The organism is Streptomyces akebiae (assembly GCF_019599145.1).
Lineage (GTDB): Bacteria > Actinomycetota > Actinomycetes > Streptomycetales > Streptomycetaceae > Streptomyces > Streptomyces akebiae.
In genome coordinates this window covers 940,862-965,932 of record NZ_CP080647.1, presented here as the reverse complement: position 1 = coordinate 965,932, position 25,071 = coordinate 940,862, and the positions used below count along the sequence as shown (strand labels likewise).

General features: G+C 69.6%; 19 protein-coding genes and 1 pseudogene. 17 read left to right on the top strand and 3 right to left on the bottom strand.

Annotated features, from left to right (window positions below; all coding sequences use genetic code 11):
• Positions 1-190: 190 nt before the first annotated feature.
• From K1J60_RS04245 to K1J60_RS04210, 8 genes are all read left to right on the top strand, one after another.
• Positions 191-1,489, top strand: coding sequence for an extracellular solute-binding protein (locus K1J60_RS04245; RefSeq protein ID WP_220644979.1), 1,299 nt, complete (start codon positions 191-193; stop codon positions 1,487-1,489).
• 48 nt (positions 1,490-1,537) lie between these two features.
• The gene (locus K1J60_RS04240) at positions 1,538-2,524 is read left to right on the top strand and encodes a carbohydrate ABC transporter permease (protein ID WP_220644978.1); all 987 of its coding nucleotides are present in this window, start codon (positions 1,538-1,540) and stop codon (positions 2,522-2,524) included.
• 6 nt (positions 2,525-2,530) lie between these two features.
• The gene (locus tag K1J60_RS04235) at positions 2,531-3,418 is read left to right on the top strand and encodes a carbohydrate ABC transporter permease (RefSeq protein WP_220644977.1); all 888 of its coding nucleotides are present in this window, start codon (positions 2,531-2,533) and stop codon (positions 3,416-3,418) included.
• A gap of 165 nt (positions 3,419-3,583) precedes the next feature.
• Positions 3,584-5,881, top strand: coding sequence for a glycoside hydrolase family 3 N-terminal domain-containing protein (locus K1J60_RS04230; protein ID WP_220651263.1), 2,298 nt, complete (start codon positions 3,584-3,586; stop codon positions 5,879-5,881).
• A gap of 100 nt (positions 5,882-5,981) precedes the next feature.
• Positions 5,982-7,454 (top strand): glycoside hydrolase family 32 protein, encoded by a 1,473-nt coding sequence (locus K1J60_RS04225; protein ID WP_220644976.1) that lies wholly within the window; start codon positions 5,982-5,984, stop codon positions 7,452-7,454.
• Between the two features lie 92 nt (positions 7,455-7,546).
• Positions 7,547-10,483 (top strand): discoidin domain-containing protein, encoded by a 2,937-nt coding sequence (locus tag K1J60_RS04220; RefSeq protein WP_220644975.1) that lies wholly within the window; start codon positions 7,547-7,549, stop codon positions 10,481-10,483.
• 553 nt (positions 10,484-11,036) lie between these two features.
• Positions 11,037-11,456, top strand: a complete 420-nt coding sequence (gene panD / locus K1J60_RS04215; RefSeq protein WP_033532407.1) for an aspartate 1-decarboxylase — start codon at positions 11,037-11,039, stop codon at positions 11,454-11,456.
• Between the two features lie 49 nt (positions 11,457-11,505).
• Positions 11,506-11,850 carry a GNAT family N-acetyltransferase gene (locus tag K1J60_RS04210; RefSeq protein ID WP_220644974.1) on the top strand — a complete coding sequence of 115 codons (345 nt, stop codon included), beginning with the start codon at positions 11,506-11,508 and terminating at the stop codon, positions 11,848-11,850.
• Between the two features lie 477 nt (positions 11,851-12,327).
• Here the strand turns inward: K1J60_RS04210 and gndA are convergent, their stop codons facing one another.
• Positions 12,328-13,767: an NADP-dependent phosphogluconate dehydrogenase gene (gene gndA, locus K1J60_RS04205; protein ID WP_220644973.1), complete on the bottom strand. Its 1,440-nt coding sequence runs from the start codon at positions 13,765-13,767 to the stop codon at positions 12,328-12,330.
• Between the two features lie 336 nt (positions 13,768-14,103).
• Here gndA and K1J60_RS04200 point away from each other — a divergent pair, with 336 nt between their 5' ends.
• Complete coding sequence (locus K1J60_RS04200) at positions 14,104-15,258, top strand: transglycosylase family protein (protein ID WP_220644972.1); 1,155 nt, start codon at positions 14,104-14,106, stop codon at positions 15,256-15,258.
• Positions 15,259-15,291: 33 nt separating this feature from the next.
• On the opposite strand, the gene K1J60_RS04195 is transcribed toward K1J60_RS04200, so the two are convergent.
• Positions 15,292-16,461 carry a DMT family transporter gene (locus K1J60_RS04195; protein WP_220644971.1) on the bottom strand — a complete coding sequence of 390 codons (1,170 nt, stop codon included), beginning with the start codon at positions 16,459-16,461 and terminating at the stop codon, positions 15,292-15,294.
• 228 nt (positions 16,462-16,689) lie between these two features.
• On the opposite strand from K1J60_RS04195, the gene K1J60_RS04190 reads away from it, so the two are divergent.
• The 6 genes and pseudogenes from K1J60_RS04190 (at position 16,690) to K1J60_RS04170 (ending at position 23,280) form a co-directional block, all read left to right on the top strand.
• Positions 16,690-17,430, top strand: coding sequence for a (2Fe-2S)-binding protein (locus tag K1J60_RS04190; protein ID WP_220644970.1), 741 nt, complete (start codon positions 16,690-16,692; stop codon positions 17,428-17,430).
• A gap of 94 nt (positions 17,431-17,524) precedes the next feature.
• The gene (gene glgA / locus K1J60_RS04185; protein WP_220644969.1) at positions 17,525-18,676 is read left to right on the top strand and encodes a glycogen synthase; all 1,152 of its coding nucleotides are present in this window, start codon (positions 17,525-17,527) and stop codon (positions 18,674-18,676) included.
• A 66-nt stretch (positions 18,677-18,742) separates the two neighbouring features.
• A complete protein-coding gene (glgC, locus tag K1J60_RS04180) occupies positions 18,743-19,963 on the top strand; it encodes a glucose-1-phosphate adenylyltransferase (protein WP_220644968.1) in 1,221 nt (406 codons plus the stop codon).
• Between the two features lie 165 nt (positions 19,964-20,128).
• A complete protein-coding gene (locus tag K1J60_RS04175) occupies positions 20,129-21,472 on the top strand; it encodes a wax ester/triacylglycerol synthase family O-acyltransferase (protein WP_220644967.1) in 1,344 nt (447 codons plus the stop codon).
• A gap of 28 nt (positions 21,473-21,500) precedes the next feature.
• A pseudogene (locus tag K1J60_RS47050) lies at positions 21,501-21,698 on the top strand (cobyrinate a,c-diamide synthase); the annotation flags it as partial.
• An 88-nt stretch (positions 21,699-21,786) separates the two neighbouring features.
• Positions 21,787-23,280, top strand: a complete 1,494-nt coding sequence (locus K1J60_RS04170; RefSeq protein ID WP_220644966.1) for an SDR family NAD(P)-dependent oxidoreductase — start codon at positions 21,787-21,789, stop codon at positions 23,278-23,280.
• Here the strand turns inward: K1J60_RS04170 and K1J60_RS04165 are convergent.
• Positions 23,259-23,756 carry a hypothetical protein gene (locus K1J60_RS04165; RefSeq protein ID WP_220644965.1) on the bottom strand — a complete coding sequence of 166 codons (498 nt, stop codon included), beginning with the start codon at positions 23,754-23,756 and terminating at the stop codon, positions 23,259-23,261. The genes K1J60_RS04170 and K1J60_RS04165 overlap by 22 nt on opposite strands.
• A gap of 494 nt (positions 23,757-24,250) precedes the next feature.
• Between K1J60_RS04165 and K1J60_RS04160 the strand changes: the two genes are divergently transcribed.
• Both K1J60_RS04160 and K1J60_RS04155 read left to right on the top strand, forming a co-directional pair.
• Positions 24,251-24,424, top strand: coding sequence for a hypothetical protein (locus K1J60_RS04160; RefSeq protein WP_192829880.1), 174 nt, complete (start codon positions 24,251-24,253; stop codon positions 24,422-24,424).
• A 49-nt stretch (positions 24,425-24,473) separates the two neighbouring features.
• Positions 24,474-24,956, top strand: a complete 483-nt coding sequence (locus K1J60_RS04155) for a GNAT family N-acetyltransferase (RefSeq protein ID WP_220644964.1) — start codon at positions 24,474-24,476, stop codon at positions 24,954-24,956.
• Positions 24,957-25,071 lie beyond the last annotated feature (115 nt).

Sequence of the window (25,071 nt, the reverse complement as noted above, 5' to 3'; positions counted from 1 at the left end):
GGGCGCCTGGCACATCCCGCCCGGCCGCTACCCACTCCGCGTCGGACGCTCCCACCGCGACCCGCGAGGAACCGCCGCCGCTGTCACCACAGACGCTGCCCACTCGTGGGCCGGCCCATCCGGGCGCCCGCCCCTTCTCATTCTTCGCCGCCCCCCGCGCCTGTCTCGCACAACGGCAAGGAGCCGCATCATGCGTATCACCACCCGTCACGCTGTCAGAACCGTCCAGACCCTGTGCGTCACCGTCACGGCAGCCCTCGTGGCCACCGGCTGCGGCCGGAGCGAGGACTCCGGCCCCGGCAAGGACGCACCCGCCGAGATAGCCGCGGGCAAGGCCAAGGGGACGGTGGTCATGTGGTCCATGGGCGACCCCGACGAAGACCTGAAGGAGCTGGGCAAGAAGTTCGAGCAGGAGAACCCGGACGCAGACGTCAAGATCACCGCGGTCCCGTGGGACGGCGCCCACGACAAGCTGACCACCGCGATAGCCGGCGGCAACACACCGGACATGTCCATGGTGGGCAGCACCTGGATGGCCGAGATGGCCGCCTTGAACGGCTTCCAGGCCACCCCGACGTCGATCAAGTCCTCGGACTTCTACCCCGGTCAGTGGGACACCACCAAGTACAAGGGCATCTCCTACGGCGTCCCGTTCATCGCCGACACCCAAGCGGTCTTCTACCGGACCGACATCACCAAGAAGGCCGGTATCAAGGGCGCGCTGGCTAGCGACCGGGCCGGGTACCTGAAGGACCTCAAGGCCATCCAGGCCACCGCCGGCAAGGAGAACCCCGAGCTGCGCCATGCCAGCGGGCTGGTGATGGGCTTCAACTCCTGGATTTTCTGGGTGCCGATGGTCTGGCAGCAGGGCGGTGACATCTACGACGCCAGGACCGGGAAGTTCACCTTCGACTCGCCCGAGGTCGCCAAGGCGCTGGAGGACTACGCGAGCGTCCCCAAGCAGGGCCTGGCGCCGACCGACAGGTCGGACAACGTGCAGGGTTTCCGGGACGGGCTGATCGCCGTCTACCAGGAGGGTGCGTGGGCCGGCGGCAGCCTCCACAAGGACGCCCCGGAGCTGGACGGCAAGTGGAAGACCATGCCGATGCCGTACACCGAGCAGCCCGCCGGGTTCGCGGGCGGCAGCGACCTGGCGGTGTTCAAGGAGGCCAAGAACCCCGACGCGGCATGGAAGTTCGCCCAGTTCCTGACCGAGCCCGCCAACCTCGCGGCCTATTCCAAGTCCACCGGCAGCCTGCCGCCTTCGCCCCAGGCGTGGACGGAGGGGAAGCTGACCGAGGACGAGAACCTGAAGGCGTTCGCCGAGCAGCTCGAGGTCAGCAAGGCGCCGCCCGCCATCACGACCTGGCAGCAGATCGCCGACACCATCGACTCCGAACTGGAGAAGCTGACCCTCGGCAAGGCCACCGTCGCCGAGGTGCAGAAGACGCTGCAGTCCAAGGCCACCAGCATCGGCACCGGTCGCTGAGCGCCGCCGCGTGAGTATCCCTCGTACGGACAACCCTCGCACGGACGGATGACATCCATGTCCACGAAAACGCTCCCCGAGCGGGGCGGCACCCACGAGCAGGGCACCGCGGGGTCGGAACGGAGTGCCGGTCGCCGGCACTCCGGGCTCCGGAGCGCGGCGCGCGGCAGGCAGGCCCGGGCCGCCTGGGCCCTCGCCGCCCCGTTCCTCGCGCTGTTCTTGGCCTTCATGCTGCTGCCGGTGGTGTGGTCGCTGCTGATGGGCCTGACCGACACCAAGAGCGCGGACCTGCGCACACCGCTGAACGTGTCGTTCGTCGGCCTCGACAACTACGTACGCCTCTTCGAGGACCCGCAGTTCTTCACGGCCCTGCGCAACACGGCCGTGTTCGTCCTGGTGGCCCTGCCCCTGACCCTGGCCGCCGGGCTCGCGGCGGCGGTTGCCCTCGACCGGGGCATCCGCCGCTTCCGGGCCGTCTTCCGGGTCGGCTTCTACCTGCCGGTGATCACCAGCATCGTGGCCGTCGCCGTGGTGTGGAAGACGCTCCTGGAACCTCGCGCGGGACTGGCGAACCTCGTCCTGGGCTGGTTCGGGATCGACGGTCCGGCCTGGCTGGCGGACACCCGCTTCGCCCTGCCCGTCATGATCGTGATGGCGGTGTGGCGCAACCTCGGCACGGTCATGATCATCATGCTGGCGGGGCTGCAGTCCGTACCCCAGTCCCTGATGGAAGCGGCCGAACTCGACGGCGCCGGGCCCTGGCAGCGGTTCTGGCGGGTCACCTTCCCGCTCCTGCGGCCGGCCCTGCTGCTGACCGCCGTGACCACCGGCATCGGCTATCTGCAGTTCTTCGACGAGCCGTTCGTGATGACCGACGGCGGACCGCTGGACTCCACCCTGTCGGCGACGTTGTACGCCTACAAACAGTTCGGCAACGGCAACTACGAGATGGCGTCGGCCGCCGGCTACGTCATCTTCGTCCTCATCGTCGCGCTGACCGTGCTGCAGTTCCGCGTGCTGCGAGACAAGGACTGATGCCTCATGAGCACCCTCTCCACTCTCCGAACGCCACAACCGGGCACGAACCGCGCCCTGAGGCGGCGCCGCATTCGCCAGAACTGGGGCCAGCCCTGGCTGTACCTACCGCTCGCCGGCGCCCTGCTGCTGATGATCGCGCCGTTTCTGTGGATGCTGTCCGGGTCGTTCAAGCCCGAGGCCGACATCCGCAGGGTCCCGCCCGTCCTGATACCCACGGCGCCCACGACCGCCAACTACGGCGAGCTGTTCAGCACGCTCGACTTCACGAGCATGTTCGCCAACTCCGTGATCGTGGCCCTCGCCGTGACCGCGGGCAACCTGATCTTCTGCTCGATGCTCGGATACGCCCTGGCCAAGCTGGAGTTCCGAGGACAGCGCGCCGTCTTCCTGCTGGTCATGGGGACGCTCATGATCCCCGGCCTGGTCACCTTCGTACCGCTGTACGTGCTGGTGGCCAACATGCAGCTGACCGGCTCCCTGCTCGGGCTGATCCTGCCGTTCCTGGCCACGCCCTTCGGGGTGTTCCTGATGCGGCAGTTCATCTCCACCCTGCCCGACGAACTGATCGACGCCGCCCGCGTCGACGGCTGCCGCGAGCTGGCCATCTTCGCGAAGATCATCCTTCCGCTGACCAAGCCCGCCCTCGCCACCCTCGGGATCATCACCTTCCTCGGCTCCTGGAACAACTTCCTGTGGCCCCTGGTCGTGGCCCAGAACGAGAGCCAGTACACCCTCCCCGTCGGCCTCGCCCTGGCCAGCAGCGGACAGTCCTTCACCCGCTTCGGCATCCTGCTCGCCGGCGCCATGGTCGTCCTGCTGCCGGTGATGATCGTCTTCCTCCTCTTCCAGCGCCAGTTCGTGGCCGGCATCGCCACCACCGGCCTGAAGTGACACCCCGATTCCCGCCCCGCCGTCCCATGCCGTACCGGTCCCGCCCGGAGCGGCGGACGGACGGCACGCGAGCCCCGCCGCGCGGCGGCAAGGTTCGCGCGACGAAGCACTCACCGTCGCCAATCAACTCTCTGATCTGTGACGACTCATCTCTTGGAGAACACCGTGGGACAGCCGGTCCACTCTGCCGCGTACCTGGATCCGGAAGCGTCCGTGGAAGCGAGAACCGACGACTTGCTGTCCCGGATGACCCTGCCGGAGAAGGTCGGGCAGCTGCTGATGCTCGACGCACAACACGGGGACCTGGCGGACATCGTGTCGGCCAAGCTGGCCGGGGCAGTGCTGCATGTGTCTCCCGACCTCATGCCGCAGGCCATGGAACTGGCCCGGCGGACACGGCTCGGCATTCCGCTGCTGACAGCCGACGACGGCATCCACGGCCACTCGTTCTGGCCGGGGGCGACCATCTTCCCGACCCAGCTGGCCATGGCCTGCACCTGGGACGCCTCCCTGCTCCACCGAGTCGCCCGAGCGGCCGCGACCGAGATCGCGGCGACCGGAATCCACGGGACGTTCTCCCCGGTGCTGTGCATCACCCGCGACCTGCGCTGGGGCCGGATCAACGAGACGTTCGGCGAGGACCCGTTCCTGATCGGTGAACTCGGGGCGGCGATGGTGCGCGGCTACCAGGGCGACGGCCTCAGCGACCCGACCGCCGTGCTGGCGTACGCCAAGCACTTCGCGGGCTACTCCGAAACCCTGGGCGGGCGCGACGCCAGCGAAGCCGATCTCAGCCCCCGCAAGCTGCGCTCGTGGTTCCTGCCCCCCTTCGAGCAGGCGGTACGGGCCGGCTGCCGCGGCTTCATGCTCGGCTACCAGTCCATCGACGGGGTGCCCATCACGGCGCATCAGTGGCTGATCAACGACGTGCTCAAGGGCGAGTGGGGCTTCACCGGGACGCTGGTGACCGACTGGGACAACGTCGGCCGGATGGTCTACGACCAGCGGACCTGCGCCGACTACGCCGAGGCGGCGGCGGTCGCCGTCGACTCCGGGAACGACCTCATCATGGCCACGCCGCAGTTCTTCGAGGGCGCCCAGGAGGCGGTCGCCCGCGGCCTGATCGAAGAGAAGCAGATCGATGACGCGGTGCGGCGGGTTCTGCGGCTGAAGTTCGAGCTCGGACTTTTCGAGGACCCCCGTGCCCCCGACCCCGAGCGGCAGGCGCAGGTGATCGGCTGCCGTGCACACGCCGACCTCAACCTGGAGACGGCCCGTCGCGCCCTGGTGTTGCTGCGCAACGACGGGGTCCTGCCCCTCGAAGGCGGGCTGACCTCGGACGGAATCGGCCGCGCCGCGAGCCGAGGCACGCAGCGGACGATCGCGGTCATCGGCCCCAACGCCGACAGCCCGCAAGCCATGCTCGGCGACTGGGCGGGCGCCACCGGCCAGGTCCCGTGGATGCCCGACGGACATCCACGCGAGTCGGTGGAGACGGTGCTCGACGGCCTGCGCGCCGTCGCACCTGCCGACTGGACCATCACGTACGCCCGCGGAGCCGACATCGAAAGCCCCGCCTCCAACTCCGAGTGGTCCCTCGGGCCCGACGGCCAACCGCAGCCATCCGTTTTCACCCCCGCCCCGGTCGACCAGGCACAGCTACGGGAGGCCACCGCCGCCGCGGAGGCCGCCGACTACGCCGTCGTGGTCGTGGGGGACACCATCGCCCTCACCGGCGAGGTGCGCTCCACGGCGACGCTCGACCTCCAGGGAGGCCAGATCGCGCTGCTGGACGCGGTCGCCGCCACCGGCACACCGATGATCGTCGTACTGGCCCAGTCCAAGCCGAGCACCCTCCCGGAGTCGGCACTGAACGCGGCAGCCCTCATCGAGGCGTTCAACCCGGGCATGCGCGGTGGCCGCGCCGTCGCCGAACTGCTTCTCGGACTCACCGAACCCAGCGGCCGGCTCCCGGTCTCCTTCGCACGGCACGTCGGACAGCAACCGGCCTTCTACAACCAGGTGCGAGGCCAGCACGGGAGCCGCTACGCGGATCTCACACAGGACCCCCTGTTCGCGTTCGGCGAGGGCCTCACCTACACCACGGTCACCTACTCCGACCTGGTCGTGCACGACCCGGAGGTCTCCGCCGACGACACCGTCGACGCCACGGTGCGGCTCACCAACAGCGGCAGCCGCAGGGCCGTGGAAACGGTCCAGGCGTACGTCAGCGACCTGACCACCAGCGTCACCTGGGCCGAGCAGGAGCTGAAGGGTTTCACCCAGGTCGAGATACCTCCCGGCGAAAGCCTGGACGTCCGCATCAGCATCCCCGCCTCCCAGTGCTCACTCGTCACCGCGGACAACCGCCGCGTGGTCGAACCAGGCGAGTTCGCACTCCGCGTCGGCCCCAGCTCACGACGCGAGCAGCAGCTGAGCGCGGAATTCCGCATCCGGATCTGAAGGCCGCACACAGGCTTGAAGACCACCGCCCCGTCGGCCCGCCGCCCCGCCAACCAGAGGGCCGGCGGGGCGGTCCCCTGTCATACCGAAAGGCACGCGTGTGTCCACCCCACCCCGCGACCCGCACTTCCCCGTCGCGCACCTGCGCCCGCCCCGCAACTGGATCAACGACCCCAACGGGCTGGTCTTCCACGACGGCCACTACCACGTGTGCTACCAGTACAACCCGCACGGAGCGACCCACGCCACCATGCACTGGGGCCACTTCCGCAGCCCCGACCTGCTGACCTGGGAGCCGCTGCCGATCGCCCTGTCCCCGACCCCCGGTGGCCTGGACGCCGACGGCTGCTTCTCCGGCAACGCCATCTCCGACGGCGAACGGCTGGTCGCCTTCTACTCCGCGCACCGCGAGGACCGCTCGTTCCAGCACCAGCCGGTCACCCGCGCCGTCTCCCGAGACAGCGGCCGGACGTTCAGCCCGAGTGGTGAACTGGTCATCCCCGGGCTGCCCGAGGGCTGCACCATGTACCGCGACCCGTACGTCTGGCAGGACGGCGAAGGCTGGCGGATGCTGGTCGGCGCCGCCCTCACGGACGGCCGCGCCGCCGCCCTCCTCTACGACTCGCCCGACCTGGAGAACTGGGCCTACCGGGGGCCCTTCGCCACCCGCCATCCGGAGCCCGTCGGTGGCACCGACCTGCTCACCGGGGAGGGCTGGGAATGCCCGCAATACCTCCCGGCAGCCGACGGACGCGGCGCCCTCCTCTTCAGCACCTGGACCGAACCCACCGGTCCGCAGAGCGTCGCGGCCCTGATCGGCGAAGAGCATGACGGTCACTTCAAGGCGGGCTCAGCGGTGCCCGTCGACCACGGCCCCGACTGCTACGCCCCCGCCCTGCTGCGGGCACCGGGCGACCGGTGGCTGCTGTGGGGCTGGTCGTGGGAAGCCCGCGACGAAGCCTGGGCCGTCGCGGACGGATGGGCCGGCGTCCTCACCCTGCCCCGCGAGATCCACGTCCACGACGACGGCACACTGCGCCAGCGGCCCGCCACCGAACTGCTCGCCCTGCGCGGCCGACACACCATCACCGCCACAGGCGCGACGCACGGCTCGCAGCCGGTGGACCTCGGCACCGTGGGCCGCGCCTTCGACCTGACGGCCCGTCTGGAGCCGACCGGAAACGCCGGCCTGCGGCTGCTCACCAGCCCGGACGGCTCCGAGTACCTCGACATCCGTCTCGACGTGGACGCGGGCGACCTCGTCGTCGACCGTGACCACGCCTCACTGGACAGCCGGGCCCGCGGTGGTTCCCACCGGATGCCCTGCCCGCCAGACCGGCCCGTCGACCTGCGCGTCGTCGTCGACCACTCCATCGCCGAAATCTTCCTGATCACCACCGGCCAGGTCCTCACCCTGCGCTTCTACCCCACAGGGCGGAGCCCGTGGCGACTTCAGGCCCGCACCGCCCCGGGCACGCGCCTCGGCTTTGCCGTCGACGCCTGGGAGATGCACCCGCTCGTGATCAAGGAGCCGAGCACCGGCACCCCAGAGCCGGCGCAGATGTCGCCGTAGAACCGACTCCAACCGGTCGATCCCCCACCTCGGCAATGTGTCCCACCCCTTCTCCCCAGTACTGAACAAGCAGGTCCGAAGGAGGATCTTCCATGAGGTCATACGGTCTCGGACGACGCCAGTTCCTGGCCACCGCCGTCGGTGTCGCCGCCGCCTGGACCCAGGCTTCCGGGAACGCCATCGCCGCCCCGCAGTTGAAGCAAGCCTCACGTGACAATTCCGTCCGTGTGTGGCTGACGGACGTATCGGCCGACAAGTGGGTCGCCGGCCAGGACGATGTGCTGTTCAAGGCGAAGAGAACGGCCAACCCGCTGACGATCAAGATCGACGACAGCGTCAAGTACCAGAAGGTCCAAGGCTTCGGCGCGGCCATGACCGACTCCTCCGCCTGGCTCATCGACAAGCTGTCCACCGCCGAGCGGACCAAGCTGATGAAGAAGCTGTTCGATCCCTCGAAGGGAATCGGCCTCAGCCTGCTCCGCTCTCCGATGGGCGCCACGGATTTCAACGCGTCCGGGAACTACTCCTACAACGACATGCCCGCAGGACAAACGGACCCCACGCTGTCCAACTTCTCCGTCCAGCATGACGTGCCCTACATCATTCCGGCCTTGCGGCAGGCCCTCTCACTCAACCCGTCCATCAAGATCATGGCCAACCCGTGGAGCCCACCGGGCTGGATGAAGACCTCCGACTCCATGATCGGAGGCACCCTCAAGAGCGAGTACGTCTCCGCGCTCGCCACCTACTTCGTCAAGTTCGTGCAGGCCTACGGCGAAGCCGGCGTGCCCATCTCCTACATTTCCCCGCAGAACGAACCCATGGGTACCCCCACCTGGCCCGGAATGTTCCTGTCCGCGTACCAGGAAGCCGAGTTGATCCAGGAGATCGGCAAGGCGTTCGAAGCAGGCGGAATCTCCACGAAGATCCTGGCTTGGGACCACAACTGGGACGTGCCCTCGTATCCGGAGACGATCTTCAGCGACCCCGCAGCCTCCAAGTACACCGCGGGAACCGGATGGCACATCTACAGCGGCAACCCGAACTACCAGACAGTGGTCCACAACGACTACCCGAGCAAGGAAACCTTCATCACAGAAGCCACCGGAGGCGTTTGGCAGGACAGCAACCAGACGGCGTTCAGCGAAGCACTGGGAACGTGGATCATCAACGGAACGCGCAACTGGGCAAACGGGGTGATGCTGTGGAACATCGCACTCGACCCCGATCGGGGCCCGCTCAACAGCGACACGGCCGGCATACCCATGCTTCGGGGCCTGCTCACGATCGACCCGGCCGACGGACGGGTGACCTACAACGTGGACTACCACGCCCTCGCTCACGCCAGCAGGTTCGTCAAGCCCGGAGCACGCCGGATCTACTCGAACACCTTCGGCGAAGGAAGCATAGAGAACGTCGCGTTCCAGAACCCGGACGGATCGAAGGTCCTGATCGCCCACAACTCGGGCAGCGCCGCGAAAACCTTCAGCGTCGCGGACGGGACACACTCGTTCGACTACACCCTGAACGCCGGCGACGCCGTCACCTTCACGTACTCCGGACCTGCGCAGAGCGGCCGCACCCCCGCAGCGACCAAGGTCTCGGACCCGACACACGACTTCACGTTCACGTCGGCATCCGGCCCGGTCACCGTCACGTACGATCCGGCACTGCTGCCCTACCAGAACGCCATCCGTACCGGAAACAAGCTGGTCACGTACTCCCTTCCGATCGGGGCTTCCGTCCAGACGACAGGAAGGGCGCTGAGCCGTGGCAAGTGGACCGCCACGGCTTCCGCGCAGCCGGACTGGGGGGTGGCCGCGAACGCGATCGACGGCGACATCGACACCAGGTGGAGTCTCGGGCACGGGCCGACGAGCGGCGACTGGTTCCAGATCGACCTGGGGAACCCCACGAGCTTCAATAAAATCGTCATCGACACCGGCGTGAACAATTCGTTCGACTACGTCACCAGGTACCAGATATACGTTTCGAACGACGGAGTCGATTGGGGCAGCGCGATTGCGAGCGGCAGCGGGGGCATCGGCAAGATAGCCGTCACGTTGCCGACCCGAACGGCACGGTACATTCGCGTCGTCAGTACCGCGGCATCCGGTTTCTGGTGGGCCATCGGCGACATCGAGGTGTACGGGTCTGCGCGTGGAACCGGCTCGATCACAGCTCCTGCAGCGGTATCGAACGGCCTCCAGCTGAAGACCTGGACCAGCAAGGAAGGGTCGCGGGTCACCGTCGTATTCAACGGGACTGCCGACAGCAGGAGTTTCAAGATATCCACCGACGGCTCGTACACGTATACGCTGCCAAGCGGCACCTCGGCGATGTTCACCACCAAGAAGCTGTCGAGCTTCCCCGCGCCGACCTTCAGTGATCTGAAGCCGGGCCAAGGCATGCCGCGCTCCAAGTTCACGATCCGCGGTTCTGGTTTCGGTGATGCACAGGGGCTGGGTACGGTGTATTTCGGATCGAGCTATGCCGAAATAGACACCTGGTCGGACACGAGCATCAGCGCCTACGTTCCGAAGGGGCTTCCAGCGGGGAAGGTCACGGTTTCCGTGAAGGGGGCCAGCGGAGCAGAGGCAGGTGGATCAACGTTCGACGTCATAGATCTTGGTCCTGCGCTGCCGCGGACGGGCTGGACCGCAAAGGCTTCGGACGCAAGCCAGTGGGATGCGCCCGGAAACATGCTCGACGGTAGTTCCGACACTCGCTACAGCTCCGGAGCAGGGCAGTACGACGGCCTCTGGATCCAAGTGGACATGGGGCAGACACAGACCTTCGACAAGATCGTGCTGGATGTCGGCGGCAGTGTCAGCGACTATGCGCGAAGCGCAGACGTATACGTATCCACGGATGGAACCGACTGGACCAAGGTCACGTCCGTAGCGGACGGCCAACGAGTCCACCTGATCTCCTTCCCCACGCAGACAGCTCGCTACATCAAAATCGTCAATACCGGCAACGTGGCGCGTAGCTGGTGGTCAGTCGCAGAATTCAACGTCTACAACTGACCTCGGGCTTTTGAGGGCCGGGGTGGCACGCCTCACCAAGGCGTGCCACCCCGGCCGTGGGCTGACGCTCGTGACGTGGGAAGCCGGCACCGGGGCTCGTGCGGGAGTCACCGGTCCCTTCGCCGACAGTCCTCGCGCTCCGCTTGGCTCGCCGGAAGCTTCGGCACCTTCATCTCCGCCTCCGCCGCGCCGTCCCTGCACCGAAGCCTGGACAGCTCACGTCAAGCCATCCAGGCGCGAGTTACACCGCTATTTGCCATAGGTGCTCGCGTGAAGCGACTCGCCCTGGGCTCCTCGTGTGCCTGATATAGCGTCAGCTGAGTCAGTATCTGATCAGCATCAGTCCTTGCACATTCCGAGACGGTTGTCTGAAAAGGTGCTTGGCGACGGCGTCGCAGCAGCCTGGTTCGCAAAGAGCCGCAGGCAGGAAGCCTTCTCGCCAGAGTGAAGCGACGTTCCTCACAATCTTCGAGTCCAACGCGTGCCGGTGTACAGTAAAGACCGCCCTTGACCTGCACAAAACAGGCAGGGAGCCGTCTTTCAGGAGTCCAACATGCTGCGCACCATGTTCAAGTCCAAGATCCACCGTGCCACGGTCACCCAGGCCGACCTGCACTACGTCGGTTCCGTGACCATCGACGCCGACCTGCTCGACGCCGCCGACCTCCTGCCGGGTGAGCTCGTGCACATCGTCGACATCACCAACGGCGCCCGGCTCGAGACGTACGTCATCGAGGGCGAGCGGGGGTCCGGGGTGGTCGGCATCAACGGGGCCGCGGCCCATCTCGTGCATCCCGGGGATCTGGTGATCATCATCAGTTACGCTCAGGTCTCCGACGCCGAGGCCCGCGCCCTGGAGCCCAGGGTCGTGCACGTGGACCAGGACAACCGGATCGTGGCGCTGGGTTCGGACGCCTCTGAGCCGGTGCCGGGTTCGGACCAGCGGCGCAGCCCGCAGGCCGTCTCCGTCTGAGGCCTCGGGCGACCCGCTCGGCGTCCCCGATCCGCACGCGAGGAGTGGCATGAGCGACGTACAGATCCGCGACGACCGGGCGGCCGGCCGGCTGGAAGCCTTCGCCGGTGACGAACTGGCCGGTCACATCCAGTACTTCGCCCTCGAATCCCCGCAGAGCGCGCTGGTCCCGGTCCACACGATCGTCGAGCCGGCGTACGAGGGGCAGGGCGTCGCGGGCTCGCTGGCCCGGGAGCTGTACGGCATCGCGGCCCGCGAGGGTGTCGTCGTCGCCCCCCTGTGCCCGTACGTCGTGAAGTGGGCCGAACGCCACCCCGAGGAGGCCCCCGCCGCCGATCCGGAGCTGCTGAGGGCCGCGAAGGACTGGCTGATCGCCCACCCCGAGGGCTTCTGAGGAACCCGTCGGCGGCCGTTGTCCGCCGCTCTCCGCCGCTCTCCGCCGACCGGGTGACTGGCCGTGCGGGCGACGGGTACCCGTGGCATCAGTCCATGGCCGACGTACCCCTGGCTGGAGGACGCGATGACGCATCCCGACCCGGACCCCGTGAAGCCCGGCCCCACCCCGGGCCCGGGCCCCGACCGCCCGGAACCCTTCCCGGAGCCCCCTTCCCCGACCCTGTCCCCACCCCCGACCCCCGCCCCACCCCGGAACCGGACCCCATTCCCAGCCCCCCGGGCCCGGACCCGGTGCCGGGGGAGCCGAGGCCGGGACCCTTGTCGTAGCGGGCAGCGCAGCACATGAAGGTGGCCCGGCGCGGACTTTTCCGCACCGGGCCACATCTCCGACCTCAGGGGCGCGGGCAACCGCGCGACCAGCCACAACCAACCCGCGGCCGCCGACCGATCAGCACCCCCACCCCCTCAGGCGCCCTCAGGCCTCGACCTCACCGCGGCCCTGCCCCCACAGCGTGTGGAACGACCCCTCCCGGTCGACCCGACGGTACGTGTGCGCCCCGAAGAAGTCCCGCTGTCCCTGCGTGAGCGCCGCGGGCAACCGCTCGGCGCGCAGCGCGTCGTAGTACGCCAGCGCCGCCGCGAACCCGGGCGTCGGCACGCCCTGCCGCGTCGCGGCGACCAGCACCTCGCGCCAGTCGTCCTGCGCCGCCGCGATCTCCTGGGCGAACGTCTCGTCGGACAGCAGGCTCGGCAGGTCGGGCCGGGCGTCGTAGGCCGCGCGGATCCGGTCCAGGAAGGCCGCCCGGATGATGCAGCCGCCCCGCCAGATGGAGGCGACCTTGCCCAGGTCGATGTTCCAGTCGTACTCGTCGCGGGCGGCGTCGATCTCGTGGAATCCCTGGGTGTACGACACGATCTTGGAGGCGTACAGCGCCTGCTCGACCCGGTCGGCGAAGGCGCCCGCCTCGGCCGCGCTGAGCGGGGTGGCCTTGGGGCCGGCCAGCGAACGCGAGGCGTCGCGCAGCGCGGCGTGGCCCGACAGGGAGCGCGCGAAGACGGCCTCGGCGATACCGGACACCGGAACGCCCAGGTCCAGCGCGATCTGGACGGTCCAGCGGCCGGTGCCCTTCTGCTCGGCCTGGTCGACGACCACGTCCACGAACGGCTTGCCGGTGGCCTCGTCGACGTGCGCCAGCACCTCGGCCGTGATCTCGATCAGGTACGAGTCGAGGCGTCCGGTGTTCCAGGTGCGGAAGATCTCGGCGATCTGCGCGGGGGTGTAGCCGGCCACGTCGCGCAGCAGCTGGTACGCCTCGCCGATCAGCTGCATGTCGGCGTACTCGATGCCGTTGTGGACCATCTTCACGAAGTGTCCGGCGCCGTCCGGGCCCACATGCGTGACGCACGGAGCGCCGTCGGCGGCCTTCGCGGAGATCTTCTCCAGCATCGGGCCGAGGGAGTCGTAGGACTCGACCGGACCGCCGGGCATGATGCTCGGCCCGTTCAGCGCGCCCTCCTCGCCGCCGGAGATGCCCGCGCCGACGAAGTGGATGCCCTGCTCGCGCAGCGCCGCCTCACGGCGGCGGGTGTCGGCGAAGTGCGCGTTGCCACCGTCGATGATCATGTCGCCGGGCTCCAGGAGCGGCGCGAACTCCTCGATCACCGCGTCCGTCGCCCCGCCCGCCTTCACCATGACGACCAGGCGCCGGGGGCGCTCCAGCGCCTGTACGAAGTCCTTGGCGGTCTCGGCCGCGATGAAGTCGCCCTCGTGCCCGTGCTCCTTGATCAGCGCGTGGGTCTTCGCCGCGGAGCGGTTGTGGACCGCCACCGTGTAGCCGTTGCGAGCGAAGTTGCGGGCGAGGTTGCTCCCCATGACCGCGAGGCCGGTGACGCCGATCTGGGCTGAAGTGCTCATACGGTTGGCTCCTATGGATCCTGATATCGGTGGTGCCGTTCCTGCCCGCCAGTATTGTCCTTCCGGCCATCCTGACGTGCACCGGCCCCGTCCGCACTGCGCGGCCTGCCGGGATTGAGTACGCGGGAAGGGCCCTACCTGCCTCAATGGGGCGCGCAAGCCGATGCATTGCGCGCCGTCCCTGGTCACTCGCGCGCCGGACGGGGGCACTTACGCGCCGGAGCAGGTCGCTTACCCGCCACTCGCGGGACGGGAGCGGCTGAATTTTCGTCTTGTCCTGGCCGGTTCGTGGCGCTTACTTTTGCGGCTCATGGCACAGGCGAGGGGGGCTTTCCCATGGCCGTACGCGGTCGGCACCGGCGGTACCAACCGAACAGGATCAACCGCGCCTCACTGACCGTCACGGCGGGCGGTGCGGGGATGGCGCTCCCGCTGATGGGCACCGGGGTCGCGGACGCGGCCGATGTCGAGACCTGGGACAAGGTCGCGGCCTGTGAGTCCACCAACGACTGGAACATCAACACCGGGAACGGCTACTACGGCGGCCTGCAGTTCAGCCAGTCCACCTGGGAGGCCTTCGGCGGCACGGAGTACGCCGCCCGCGCGGACCTGGCCACCAAGGAACAGCAGATCGCGATCGCCGAGAAGGTCCTCGACGGCCAGGGCCCCAATGCCTGGCCCGTCTGCTCGCAGCGCGCGGGCCTCACCCGCGGCGGCGACGGGCCCACCCGCCAGATCGAGGACGTGAAACCGCAGACCACGCCCCAGTCCCAGGCCGGCCAGGTCGAGATGTACACCGTGGTCCGTGGCGACACCCTCTCCGAGATCGCCGACGCCCACGACGTCAGGGGCGGCTGGCGCGGGCTCCACGAGGCCAACCGCACCACCATAGGCTCCGACCCGCACGTGATAATCCCCGGCCAGCGCCTCAGTCTGAACACGGCGGGCCAGAAGAAGGAGCAGAAGAAGGAGCAGAAGAAGGAGCAGAAGAAGGAACACAAGCAGGAGCAGAAGCAGGAAAAGAAGAAGGTCCAGAAGGACCAGAAGCAGCAGAAGCAACAGGCCTCCGAGAAGCGGCAGGAGTCGGCGTCCCTCGTCGCCCCCGTGAGCGCCTCCCTCGGCACGCCCTACCGCGCTTCGGGCTCCTCCTGGTCGAAGGGCTACCACACGGGTGTCGACTTCCCCGTGTCGACCGGCAGCACGGTGAAGTCCGTGGCAGCCGGGGAGGTGGTCACCTCGGGCTGGGGCGGCTCCTTCGGCTACCAGGTGGTGATCCGGCACGCCGACGGCCGGTACTCGCAGTACGCCCATCTGTCGGCGATCTCCGTGAAGACCGGGCAGAACGTGAGCGCCGGACAGCGCATAGGCCGCTCCGGTTCCACGGGCAACAGCTCGGGCCCGCATCTGCACTTCGAGGTGCGGACGGGGCCCGGCTTCGGCAGCGACATCGATCCGATCGCCTATCTGCGGGCGGGAGGGGTCCGGATCTGACGTGGTGCGGGAGGCCCGGTCCGGGCCTCCCGCTCAGGATTTCACGCGGTCGCGATGCCGGTCGAGGAGTGCCCTGGACACATACGGCTCGCCGTGGAAGGAAAACGGCAGCAGGCTGCCGGGCGGGACGTCGTCCTCGTACTCCGGGATCCGCCGCAGGAACGAGGCCGGTACGGCCACGGCCTTGTCCAGGTCGTGCGGTTCCTCGACCACCTCCGGCGCCCCGTCGGTCTGTCGCGGCAGACCCGCGAGCAGCTTCTCCACGGTGAGCGATTCCAGGTCGACGGTCCCGGCCGCCGCACCCTGGGGCATCGCCGTCGGCTGCTGCTCGTCGGCCGGGACCGGGAGGCCCTCGTCGGCCCGCTCCGTCCGCACCTGGTCGGCGAGCCGCTCGGTGGTCAGCAGGATCAGGCCGCCCGCCGCGACGACACCGCTGGCCAGTGCGAGCAGGGTGCCGGTCGTGCCGTAGCGGAACGTCTCGCCGAACATCGCGATGCCCACGGCGGCCGCCACCACCGGGTTCACCACGGTCAGCGTGGCGAGCGGGGCCGCCAGGCCGCCGCCCCGGTACGCGGCCTGGGACAGCAGCAGACCGGCCGTGGCGAAGACACCGATGAGCGCAAGGGTCGGCACGTCGGAGAGGGCGACGCCGTCCGTCCAGTCGACGGCGACCGTCTTGGTGAAGACCGAGGACATGCCGAACGCGACACCGGAGGCGATCGCGAGCAGGATGCTGCGGACCGCCGGGTGCCGGTGCGCCGCGCGTCCCGCCACCATCAGCGCGGCGACCGCGCCACCGCTGACCACGGCCACCAGCACCCGCTGGGTGTCGTCCAACGACTGGGCGTCGGCCGAGCCGACCAGGGCGAGGAGGCCCGCGAGACCCACCGTCGCCATGATCGCGCCCCGCCAGGCCGTCGCGCCCGCCCTGCGGCCCACGAAGAGCGCCGCCATGGGCAGGGCGAAGACGATGGTCAGCGCGCCGAGCGGCTGCACCAGGCTCAGGGGGCCGTAGGCCAGGGCGACCACGTGCAACAGCCCGCCGAGGCCGTTCAGCCCGACGGCGGCCCACCAGACCGGCCGGCGCAGCGGTGCGTACGCCTGGCTGGAGGACACCGCCACTCGCTCCTGGACGATCGCCCCGCCCGCGTAGGCCACGGCGGAGACGAACGACAGCAGTACGGACAACGCGAGGGCACTCATATGCGGCTCCTCAGCGAAGCGCGGGGGCTCCCGGCCCGGCGCGGTGAACGCTCGGCTTTCATGATGTCCACGATGCCTCGGACGGGCGTCGGCGTCGTCGTACCTGAGCACTCAAAAAGTCCTACTGCCGTTGGAGTACGACGGGCCCGCCGTCATACCCAAGGGGGGCGACACGGGGTGCAGGCCGCCCGGTGAACGCGGGTACCCGCCCTGGTACTACTGGTCCTCGTGGATCACGACCCCGGTCTCACCGCCCTCGCGGCCCTCGGCGACTTCTTCGTACTACGCACGGGACGACCACCGCACGGCCGGCCGCCCACGCTCGCGGAGGCCTACGTGGCACGGGATGCCGATGTGGAACGGGAGGTTTACGCGAATCCCGTAATTTTCCGTGTCCGGAAGGTCGCGCGGAGTCTCCGGACGACCGAGCCGCGCGTGGCGGCGTCCATCGCCCACCTCGGCTTCGCCGCCCGCCTGTGGTCGGTGGCCCTGGGGTCGGCCGCCCTGTACGGACGCGTCCCCGACCTCGACCCCCGTCTGCTGCGCTGGGACGCCGACGCGAGCGCCCCGGACGAGCTGTGGCTGACCGAGGTGCGCGGCCTGCCCGTCGAGCGCATCGGCGAGGTCGTACGGGAGGGCCACCTCGTACCGCTGGCGCGGTCCCTGCGTGCTCAACTGCAGCTGTCCGAGCGCCTGTTGTGGGGCAACGCGGCCTCCGCCCTGATGGGTGCCGTGCGTCAGGTCGATCACTGGGCGGCGGCCAACGGCCATGCGGAGGCGGCGAGTCGGGCTCGCGCCCTCGCCGCCGACCTGTTCGCCCACCCCACCCTGCGCGGCACGCTCGACCCGGTCACCCGTCGCCGGCGCAGCTGCTGCCTCTACTACCGCCTGCCCGGCGGCGGGCTGTGCGGCGACTGCTGTTTCGACCGGCCGCCCGGCACCCGCTCCCGCCGCGGTCCTCGCTCCTGACCCGGGGGTGCGCCCGCGCGAACATCGTGGTCTTCCCCAACCGACCCTTCTGAGTGACCATGTGGGAACCAGCCGCAGAGACAGGGGGTTCCGGGTGCGAGTCGGCCTGCTGACCCGGGAGTATCCGCCCGACGTCTACGGTGGCGCGGGCGTCCATGTCGAGTTCCTCGCCCACGAGTTGCGGTCCCTGGTCGACCTGGAGGTGCACTGCTGGGGCGAGGGCGCCGCCGGTGGTGTCGTACGCCACCGGCCCTGGTCCGCGCTCGACGGCGCCAACGACGCGCTGCGCACGTTCTCCGTGGACCTCTCCATCGCCGCCGGCCTCGAAGGCCGCGAACTGGTCCACTCGCACACCTGGTACGCCAACCTGGCCGGCCACTTCGGCAAGCTGCTGCACGGCGTCCCGCACGTGATGACCGCGCACTCGCTGGAACCGCTGCGCCCCTGGAAGGCCGAGCAGCTGGGCGGCGGCTACGCCCTGTCCAGCTGGGCCGAGCGCACCGCGATCGAGTCCGCCGACGCGGTGATCGCCGTCTCCGGCGCCATGCGCGACGACATCCTCGGCTGCTACCCCGCCCTGGACCCGGCACGGCTCCACGTCGTCCACAACGGCATCGACACCTCCCTCTACCGGCCGGACCACGGCACGGACGTCCTCGACCGCCTCGGCGTCGACCCCGGTCGCCCGTACGTCCTGTTCGTCGGCCGCATCACCCGGCAGAAGGGCGTGCCCCATCTGCTGCGCGCCGTGCGGGACATCGACCCGGCCGCGCAGGTCGTGCTCTGCGCGGGCGCGCCGGACACCCCGGAGATCGACCGGGAGTTCCGGGACCTCTTCGCGGAACTGAGCCGTGCGCGCGAGGGCCTGTTCTGGATACCGCAGATGCTGCCGCGCCCGGACGTGATCCAGCTCCTCACCCACGCCGCCGTGTTCGTCTGCCCGTCGGTGTACGAGCCGCTCGGCATCGTCAACCTGGAGGCCATGGCCTGCGGTACGGCGGTGGTGGCGTCACGGGTCGGCGGTATCCCGGAGGTGGTGGAGGACGGAGTCACGGGCCTGCTCGTGTCGACCGACGAGGACTTCGAGAACGGACTGGCGCGTGCACTGGACTCGGTGCTCGCCGACCCCGTGGCGGCCGCCCGGATGGGCGAGGCCGGCCGGGAACGGGCGGTGCGGGAGTTCGGCTGGGACGCGGTCGCCCGGCGGACGGTCCGGCTATACGAGGAAGTCCGCAAACAGGGGTAGGCACGGGGTAGTCACAGGGCAGTCAGGATCAGCGTTCGGCACGACCGGGCGTAGAGGGGCGGCGGCATGCGGCGCGGTGGACCATCGGTGCTGGGAATCGTACTGGCGGGCGGTGAGGGCAAGAGGTTGATGCCCCTCACGGCCGACCGCGCGAAACCGGCGGTGACTTTCGGCGGCACGTACCGCCTGGTGGATTTCGTTCTCTCCAATCTCGTCAACGCGGACATCCTGCGCATCTGCGTGCTCACGCAGTACAAGTCGCACTCGCTGGACCGGCACATCACCACGACCTGGCGGATGTCGAGCCTGCTGGGCAACTACGTCACCCCGGTCCCGGCCCAGCAGCGGCTCGGCCCGCGCTGGTACCTGGGCAGCGCCGACGCGCTCCTGCAGTCCCTGAACCTGGTCCACGACGAACAGCCCGAGTACGTGGCCGTGTTCGGCGCCGACCACGTCTACCGCATGGACCCCCGCCAGATGCTGACGCAGCACATCGAGGGCGGCGCGGGCGTGACGGTGGCCGGCATCCGGGTGCCGCGCACGGAGTCGTCGTCCTTCGGCGTGATCACGCCCGGCTCCGACGGCCGGACCGTCGAACGCTTCCTGGAGAAGCCGTCCGACCCGCCGGGCCTGATCGACGACCCCGAATGCGTGTTCGCCTCGATGGGCAACTACATCTTCACCACCAAGGCCCTGGTGGAGGCGCTCCAGCGGGACGCGGAGGACGAGCACTCCGTCCACGACATGGGCGGCTCGATCCTGCCCCAGCTCACCGACCGGGGCGAGGCCCAGCTGTACGACTTCAGCGCCAACCACGTACCTGGCGAGACCACTCGTGACCAGGGCTACTGGCGGGACGTCGGCACCCTCGACGCCTACTACGACGCCCATATGGACCTCATCGCCGAGCGCCCCGCCTTCAACCTCTTCAACCGCAGCTGGCCCATCTACACCAGCTCCGGCCAGCTCTCCCCGGCCCGCTTCAACGCGGGCGGCATCGCCAGCGAGTCGATCATCAGCGCGGGCTGCCTGATTCGCGGCCAGGTCACGAGATCCGTCCTCTCCCCGGGGGTCGTCGTGGACCCGGGCGCGGTCGTCCAGGGCTCCGTGCTGCACGACAACGTCCACATCGGGCGGGGCGCGGTCGTCCGGGGCGCCGTGCTCGACAAGAATGTCCAGGTGCCTCCGGGGGCCACCATCGGAGTCAATCCCGAGCGCGACGCCGAGCTCTACACCGTCTCCCGGGGCGGGGTGATCGCGTTGGGCAAGGGGCAGCAGGTGTCCTAGCCCTTCAGGGTGACCGCGTTGCACACAGATGTCGCATGAGTCCCGCCTTTTATCGGAGGCGGGACTTAATCTGTTGTTAACTGTGCGTAGCTTGATCGTACTTGACCGTAATCGGCAAACAGCGATTGACTACCGACTCACCCGTCGTCGACGCGAGGCAAGCCATTGACTTCTCACCTGCTCGCCCCCCTCGACCTTGCGTTCTGGAACATCGAGTCCGCCGAACACCCCATGCACCTGGCCGCCCTCGGCGTCTTCACGGCGAACTCGCCCACCGCGGGCGCCCACGCCGCCGAGCTGCTCGCCACGCGGGCCGTCGCGGTGCCCGGGCTGCGGATGCGGATCCGGGACGTATGGTTCCCGGACGTCCGACTGCCCCTGGCGTTCGGCGGCGCGACCCGGGAGCCCGTCGACGACTTCGAGCCCTTCGACCACGTACGGCTGCACGCGCCGACAGCCGACTTCCACACGGTGGCCGGACGGCTGATGGAGCGCCCGCTGGAGCGCGGCCGGCCCCCCTGGGAAGCGCATGTGCTGCCGGGGGAGGACGGCACCTCCTTCGCCGTGCTGTTCAAGTTCCACCACGCCCTCGCCGACGGACTGCGGGCGCTGACGCTCGCCGCGGCCGTCATGGACCCCATCGACATGCCCGCGCCCCGGCCGCGCCCCGCCGAGCCCCCACGCGCCCTCCTCGACGTGCGCAAACTCCCCGACCTGGTCAGAGGCACGCTCTCCGATCTGGGGCGCGCCCTCGACATCGGCGCCTCCGTGGCCCGCACCACGCTCGACGCGACCCTCGGCGCCCGTTCGTCGGCCGCGCTGACCTCCGTGGCCAGCGGCACCCGTCGAACCGCCGGGGTGCTCGTGGACCTCGACGACGTGCACCGGATCCGCAAGACCGTCGGCGGCACCGTCAACGACGTCCTCATCGCCGTGGTGGCGGGCGCGCTGCGCCGGTGGCTGGACGAGCGCGGGGACGGCAGCGAAGGGGTCGCGCCCAGGGCGCTGATCCCCGTCTCCAAGCGCCGGCCCCGCACGGCGCACCCGCAGGGCAACCGGCTCTCCGGGTATCTGATGAAACTGCCGGTGGACGATCCGGACCCGCTGCGCCGGCTGCGTACGGTGCGGGCGGCGATGGACCGTAACAAGGAGGCGGGGCCCAATCGGGGCGCCGGCGCGGTCGCCCTGCTCGCCGATCACGTGCTGCCGCTCGGTCACCGTCTCGGCGGACCGCTGGTCAGCCAGGCCGCCCGCCTCTGGTTCGACATCCTCGTCACCAGCGTCCCCCTCCCCAGCCTCGGGCTCCGGCTCGGCGGCTGTCCGCTGGCGGAGATCTATCCGCTGGCTCCGCTCGCTCACGGGCAGTCTCTCGCGGTGGCTGTCTCGACGTATCGGGGGAGCGTTCATTACGGGCTGGTCGCCGACGCGGAGGCCGTGCCCGATCTGGAGCGGCTGTCGGGGGCGGTCGTCCGGGAGGTGCGGGAGCTGTTGGCGGCGTGTGAGCCCTGACACGTGACGCCGGGCGCCCGATCTTCCTTCGCCCCCGCCGCCCCTGCCCGTCCCGTCCCCAGGGGCTGCGCGCCCCTTCGACCCCCGGTCACAGACTCGGGGCTCCGCCCCGGACCCCTCTCGCGCAGTTCCCCGCGCCCCTTCAGGACCGCGGGGAACTGCGCGAGAAGCCCCACCGGGCCCGCGCATCGGACGGGCAGGGGCGGCGGGGGCGGGATTCGTTTTTTGGTGACCGGGCACGGCGATCCGTACAATCCACCGTTCGGTGGCGGACGCGGTGGGCGGGCCGCGGTGATCAGGGAAACGGCAGCGCGATGACGGTGACAGAGGACGGCCCCGCGACCACGGACGAGGTCGCGTACGGCCCCGGCATCGACCCGGAGCGGCTCGCCGTGTGCCTCAGCGTGCTGGAGGAGCTCGACAAGCTGGAGGTCGACCACCCGGACGCGATCGCGGTGCGCCGGGCGACCGCCGGCGTCTACCGCACGGTCAAGCAGCGCCGCCGCCAGGAACGCCGCGCCGCCAAGACCGCGCACGACAAGGCGGTCACGGAGTCCACGGCCACCGGCTCCGCCCAGCGCATCGACGACGAGACCGAGGGCATCCTGCCGTCGTCCGTCACCGAGGCGGGGCAGATCGCGGGGATACTCCAGCGCCCGCGCTCCTGCTACACCTGCAAGACCCGGTACATCGAGGTCGACTACTTCTACCACCAGCTCTGTCCCGAGTGCGCCGGCGTGAACCGCGCCAAGCGCGACGCCCGCGCCGACCTCACCGGAAAGCGCGCCCTGCTCACCGGCGGCCGAGCCAAGATCGGCATGTACATCGCGCTGCGGCTGCTGCGCGACGGCGCGCACACCACGATCACCACGCGGTTCCCCAAGGACGCCATCCGCCGCTTCAAGGCCATGGACGACTCGGCGGACTGGATGCACCGGCTGGAGGTCGTCGGCATTGACCTGCGCGATCCGGCGCAGGCCGTCGCCCTCGCCGACCGGGTCGCCGAGGCCGGTCCCCTCGACATCCTCATCAACAACGCGACCCAGACCGTGCGCCGCCTGCCCTCCGCCTACGCCGCCCTGGTGGACGGGGAGAGCGCCCCGCTGCCCGCCGGTGAGCTCCCCGCGCACCACGTCATCGGCGCCTTCAACTCCGGCGCCGTCGACGGTCTCGCCGCGCTGCCCGTCGGTATCAGCGGCCTCGACGCGCAGCAGGTCGCCGACCTCGCACTGGTCGCGGGCAACGCCAGCGTGGCCCGGCACCTCGACGGCACCGCCATCGACGCGGGCGGCCTCGTGCCCGACGTCGTCGACAGCAACACCTGGGTGCAGACCATCGAGCAGATCTCCCCGGTGGAACTGCTGGAGACCCAGCTGTGCAACTACACGGCGCCGTTCATCCTCATCAGCAAGCTCCGCCCGGTGATGGCCGACGCCGCCCGGAAGGCGACCAGTTCACGCGCGTACGTCGTCAACGTCTCGGCGATGGAAGGTGTCTTCGGCCGTGGCTACAAGGGCGCGGGACACCCGAACACCAACGCCGCCAAGGCCGCGATGAACATGGTCACGCGGACCAGCGCGCAGGAGATGTTCCAGACCGACGGCATCCTCATGACCTCCGTCGACACCGGCTGGATCACCGACGAGCGCCCTCACTTCGACAAGCTGCGCCTCGCCGACGAGGGCTTCCACGCCCCGCTCGACCTGGTCGACGGCGCGGCCCGCGTCTACGACCCCGTCGTCCGCGGTGAGCAGGGCGAGGATCTGTACGGCGTCTTCCTGAAGGACTACGCGCCCGGCAAGTGGTGAGCCGCCCTCGCCCGGTCCGACACCAGCTTCAGTACCGTCCGCCAGTCCTCCAGAACCCCGGCGTCCATGCCGGGGGTCCAGCCCGCCTCGTCCGCGTGCCGCAGGGCCAGCACGTCCTCGACGAGCGTGGCGTCCGCCCACCCGCCCGCGTGCAGCCGCACGAGGTCGTCCGCGCCCAGGGCGTGCAGGCGCACGAGACGGGCGACCCGCTCGCCGAGCAGCGGCCGTACCGCGTCGGCGGCCAGATCGGCGTGGCCGGTGTCGTCACCCGGACGGAGCAGCCGCCCGAGGGCGTGCACCAGGCCCGCCACCTGCAGCTCCTTGTCGGCGGGCCGGACCCGGCGCAACAGCGCGGCGGTCCGCAGCGCGTGCTCGTACGGATCGACCGCGGTGCCCCGGCGGTGGTCCGGTGCCGTGCCGCCGCTCCGGCAGGCGTGCAGCAGATCCATCAGCTCCTCGACGCTGCGCAGTTCCATCCGCCGGTCCTCCCGAGTCCGCCCGCGAGAAATGCCGTTGCGGTGCATGAGCAGATCATGGTCGGCTTGCGATTCGGCCAACAGGACCTGAACTGCGTACCGGGAGCGGCGATCCGATGGGTCGTCGGGTCGGTGCGCGGTTCGAGTACTGAGCCGAACGGGTGATGAGAAACCGAACAAATGGGTCAAATTCCCCTAGGGTGGGGCCTGCTGGACGCTGAACGACTTGGGACAGTTACCTCTTGTTTTCAGCCCCATCGAGCGGCCGCCCGCTCATTTGGTTACTCTGTACCGGACGGACAGCCTTATATGGGTCCCACCCACACCCACGGTCCGTCCCGGGGCAAGCCGGTCACCACGGCCTGCTCTCACACCAGGTAATCCGGCGCCACCGCGTCCGAACTGACATCGACTCAGACCCGAGCGGACGTCAGGCGCGCAGCGGCAGGCTGGGCCGACGCCCCGAGGGTGACCCGACACATAAGGAGTGCGCGGTGACACCAGAGAAGACGAATCGCGAGCAACGCCCCGAGGAACACACCGAGGGCGGCGGCCGGTCGAAGAAGGAGCTGGGCAGCCTGGACGTGTGGGCCAGGTCCGCCCCGATCCGACTGGCGGGCTACGAGGACGACCTCGCAGAGCCCCACATCCTGCCCAGCGTGGACTGAGCGGGAGCACCGCGATCACCGTCTGCATGGGCGTGCCAGACTCGCGCCCATGCAGATCAGAGAAGCCACCGCCGACGACTGGCCCGGCATCTGGCCGTTCTGGCACCGCGTCGTGGCCGCCGGCGAGACCTACACCTGGGACCCGGACACCTCCGAGGAAGCCGCCCGCGCCCTGTGGATGGCCCCCGCCAAGCGCGTGTACGTCGTCGAGGACGAGACCGGAACCGTGGTCGGCTCCGCCTACCTCACCCCCAACTACGGTGGTCCCGCCGCCCGCGTCGCCAACGCGGGCTTCATGGTCGACCCCGACCACGGCGGCCGCGGCATCGGCCGCGCCCTCGCCGCACACGTCCTCGCCGAAGCCGGCGCCCAGGGCTTCCGGGGCATGGTGTTCAACGCCGTCGTCGAGACCAACCCCGCCGTACGGCTGTGGACCTCCCTCGGCTTCACCGTCCTCGCCACCGTCCCGGACGCCTTCGAGCACCCGAAGGACGGCCTGGTGGGACTGCACATCATGTACAAGGCGCTGTGACGTGACCGGTCCCGTGTGCCGGACGGCGCCGGGAGGCGGCCGGTCCTGCCCGCCGAGGGTTCGGACAGGCCAGGCCCATCTCGAGCAGGAAGCCCCGTCGGGGCAGGGCTACATG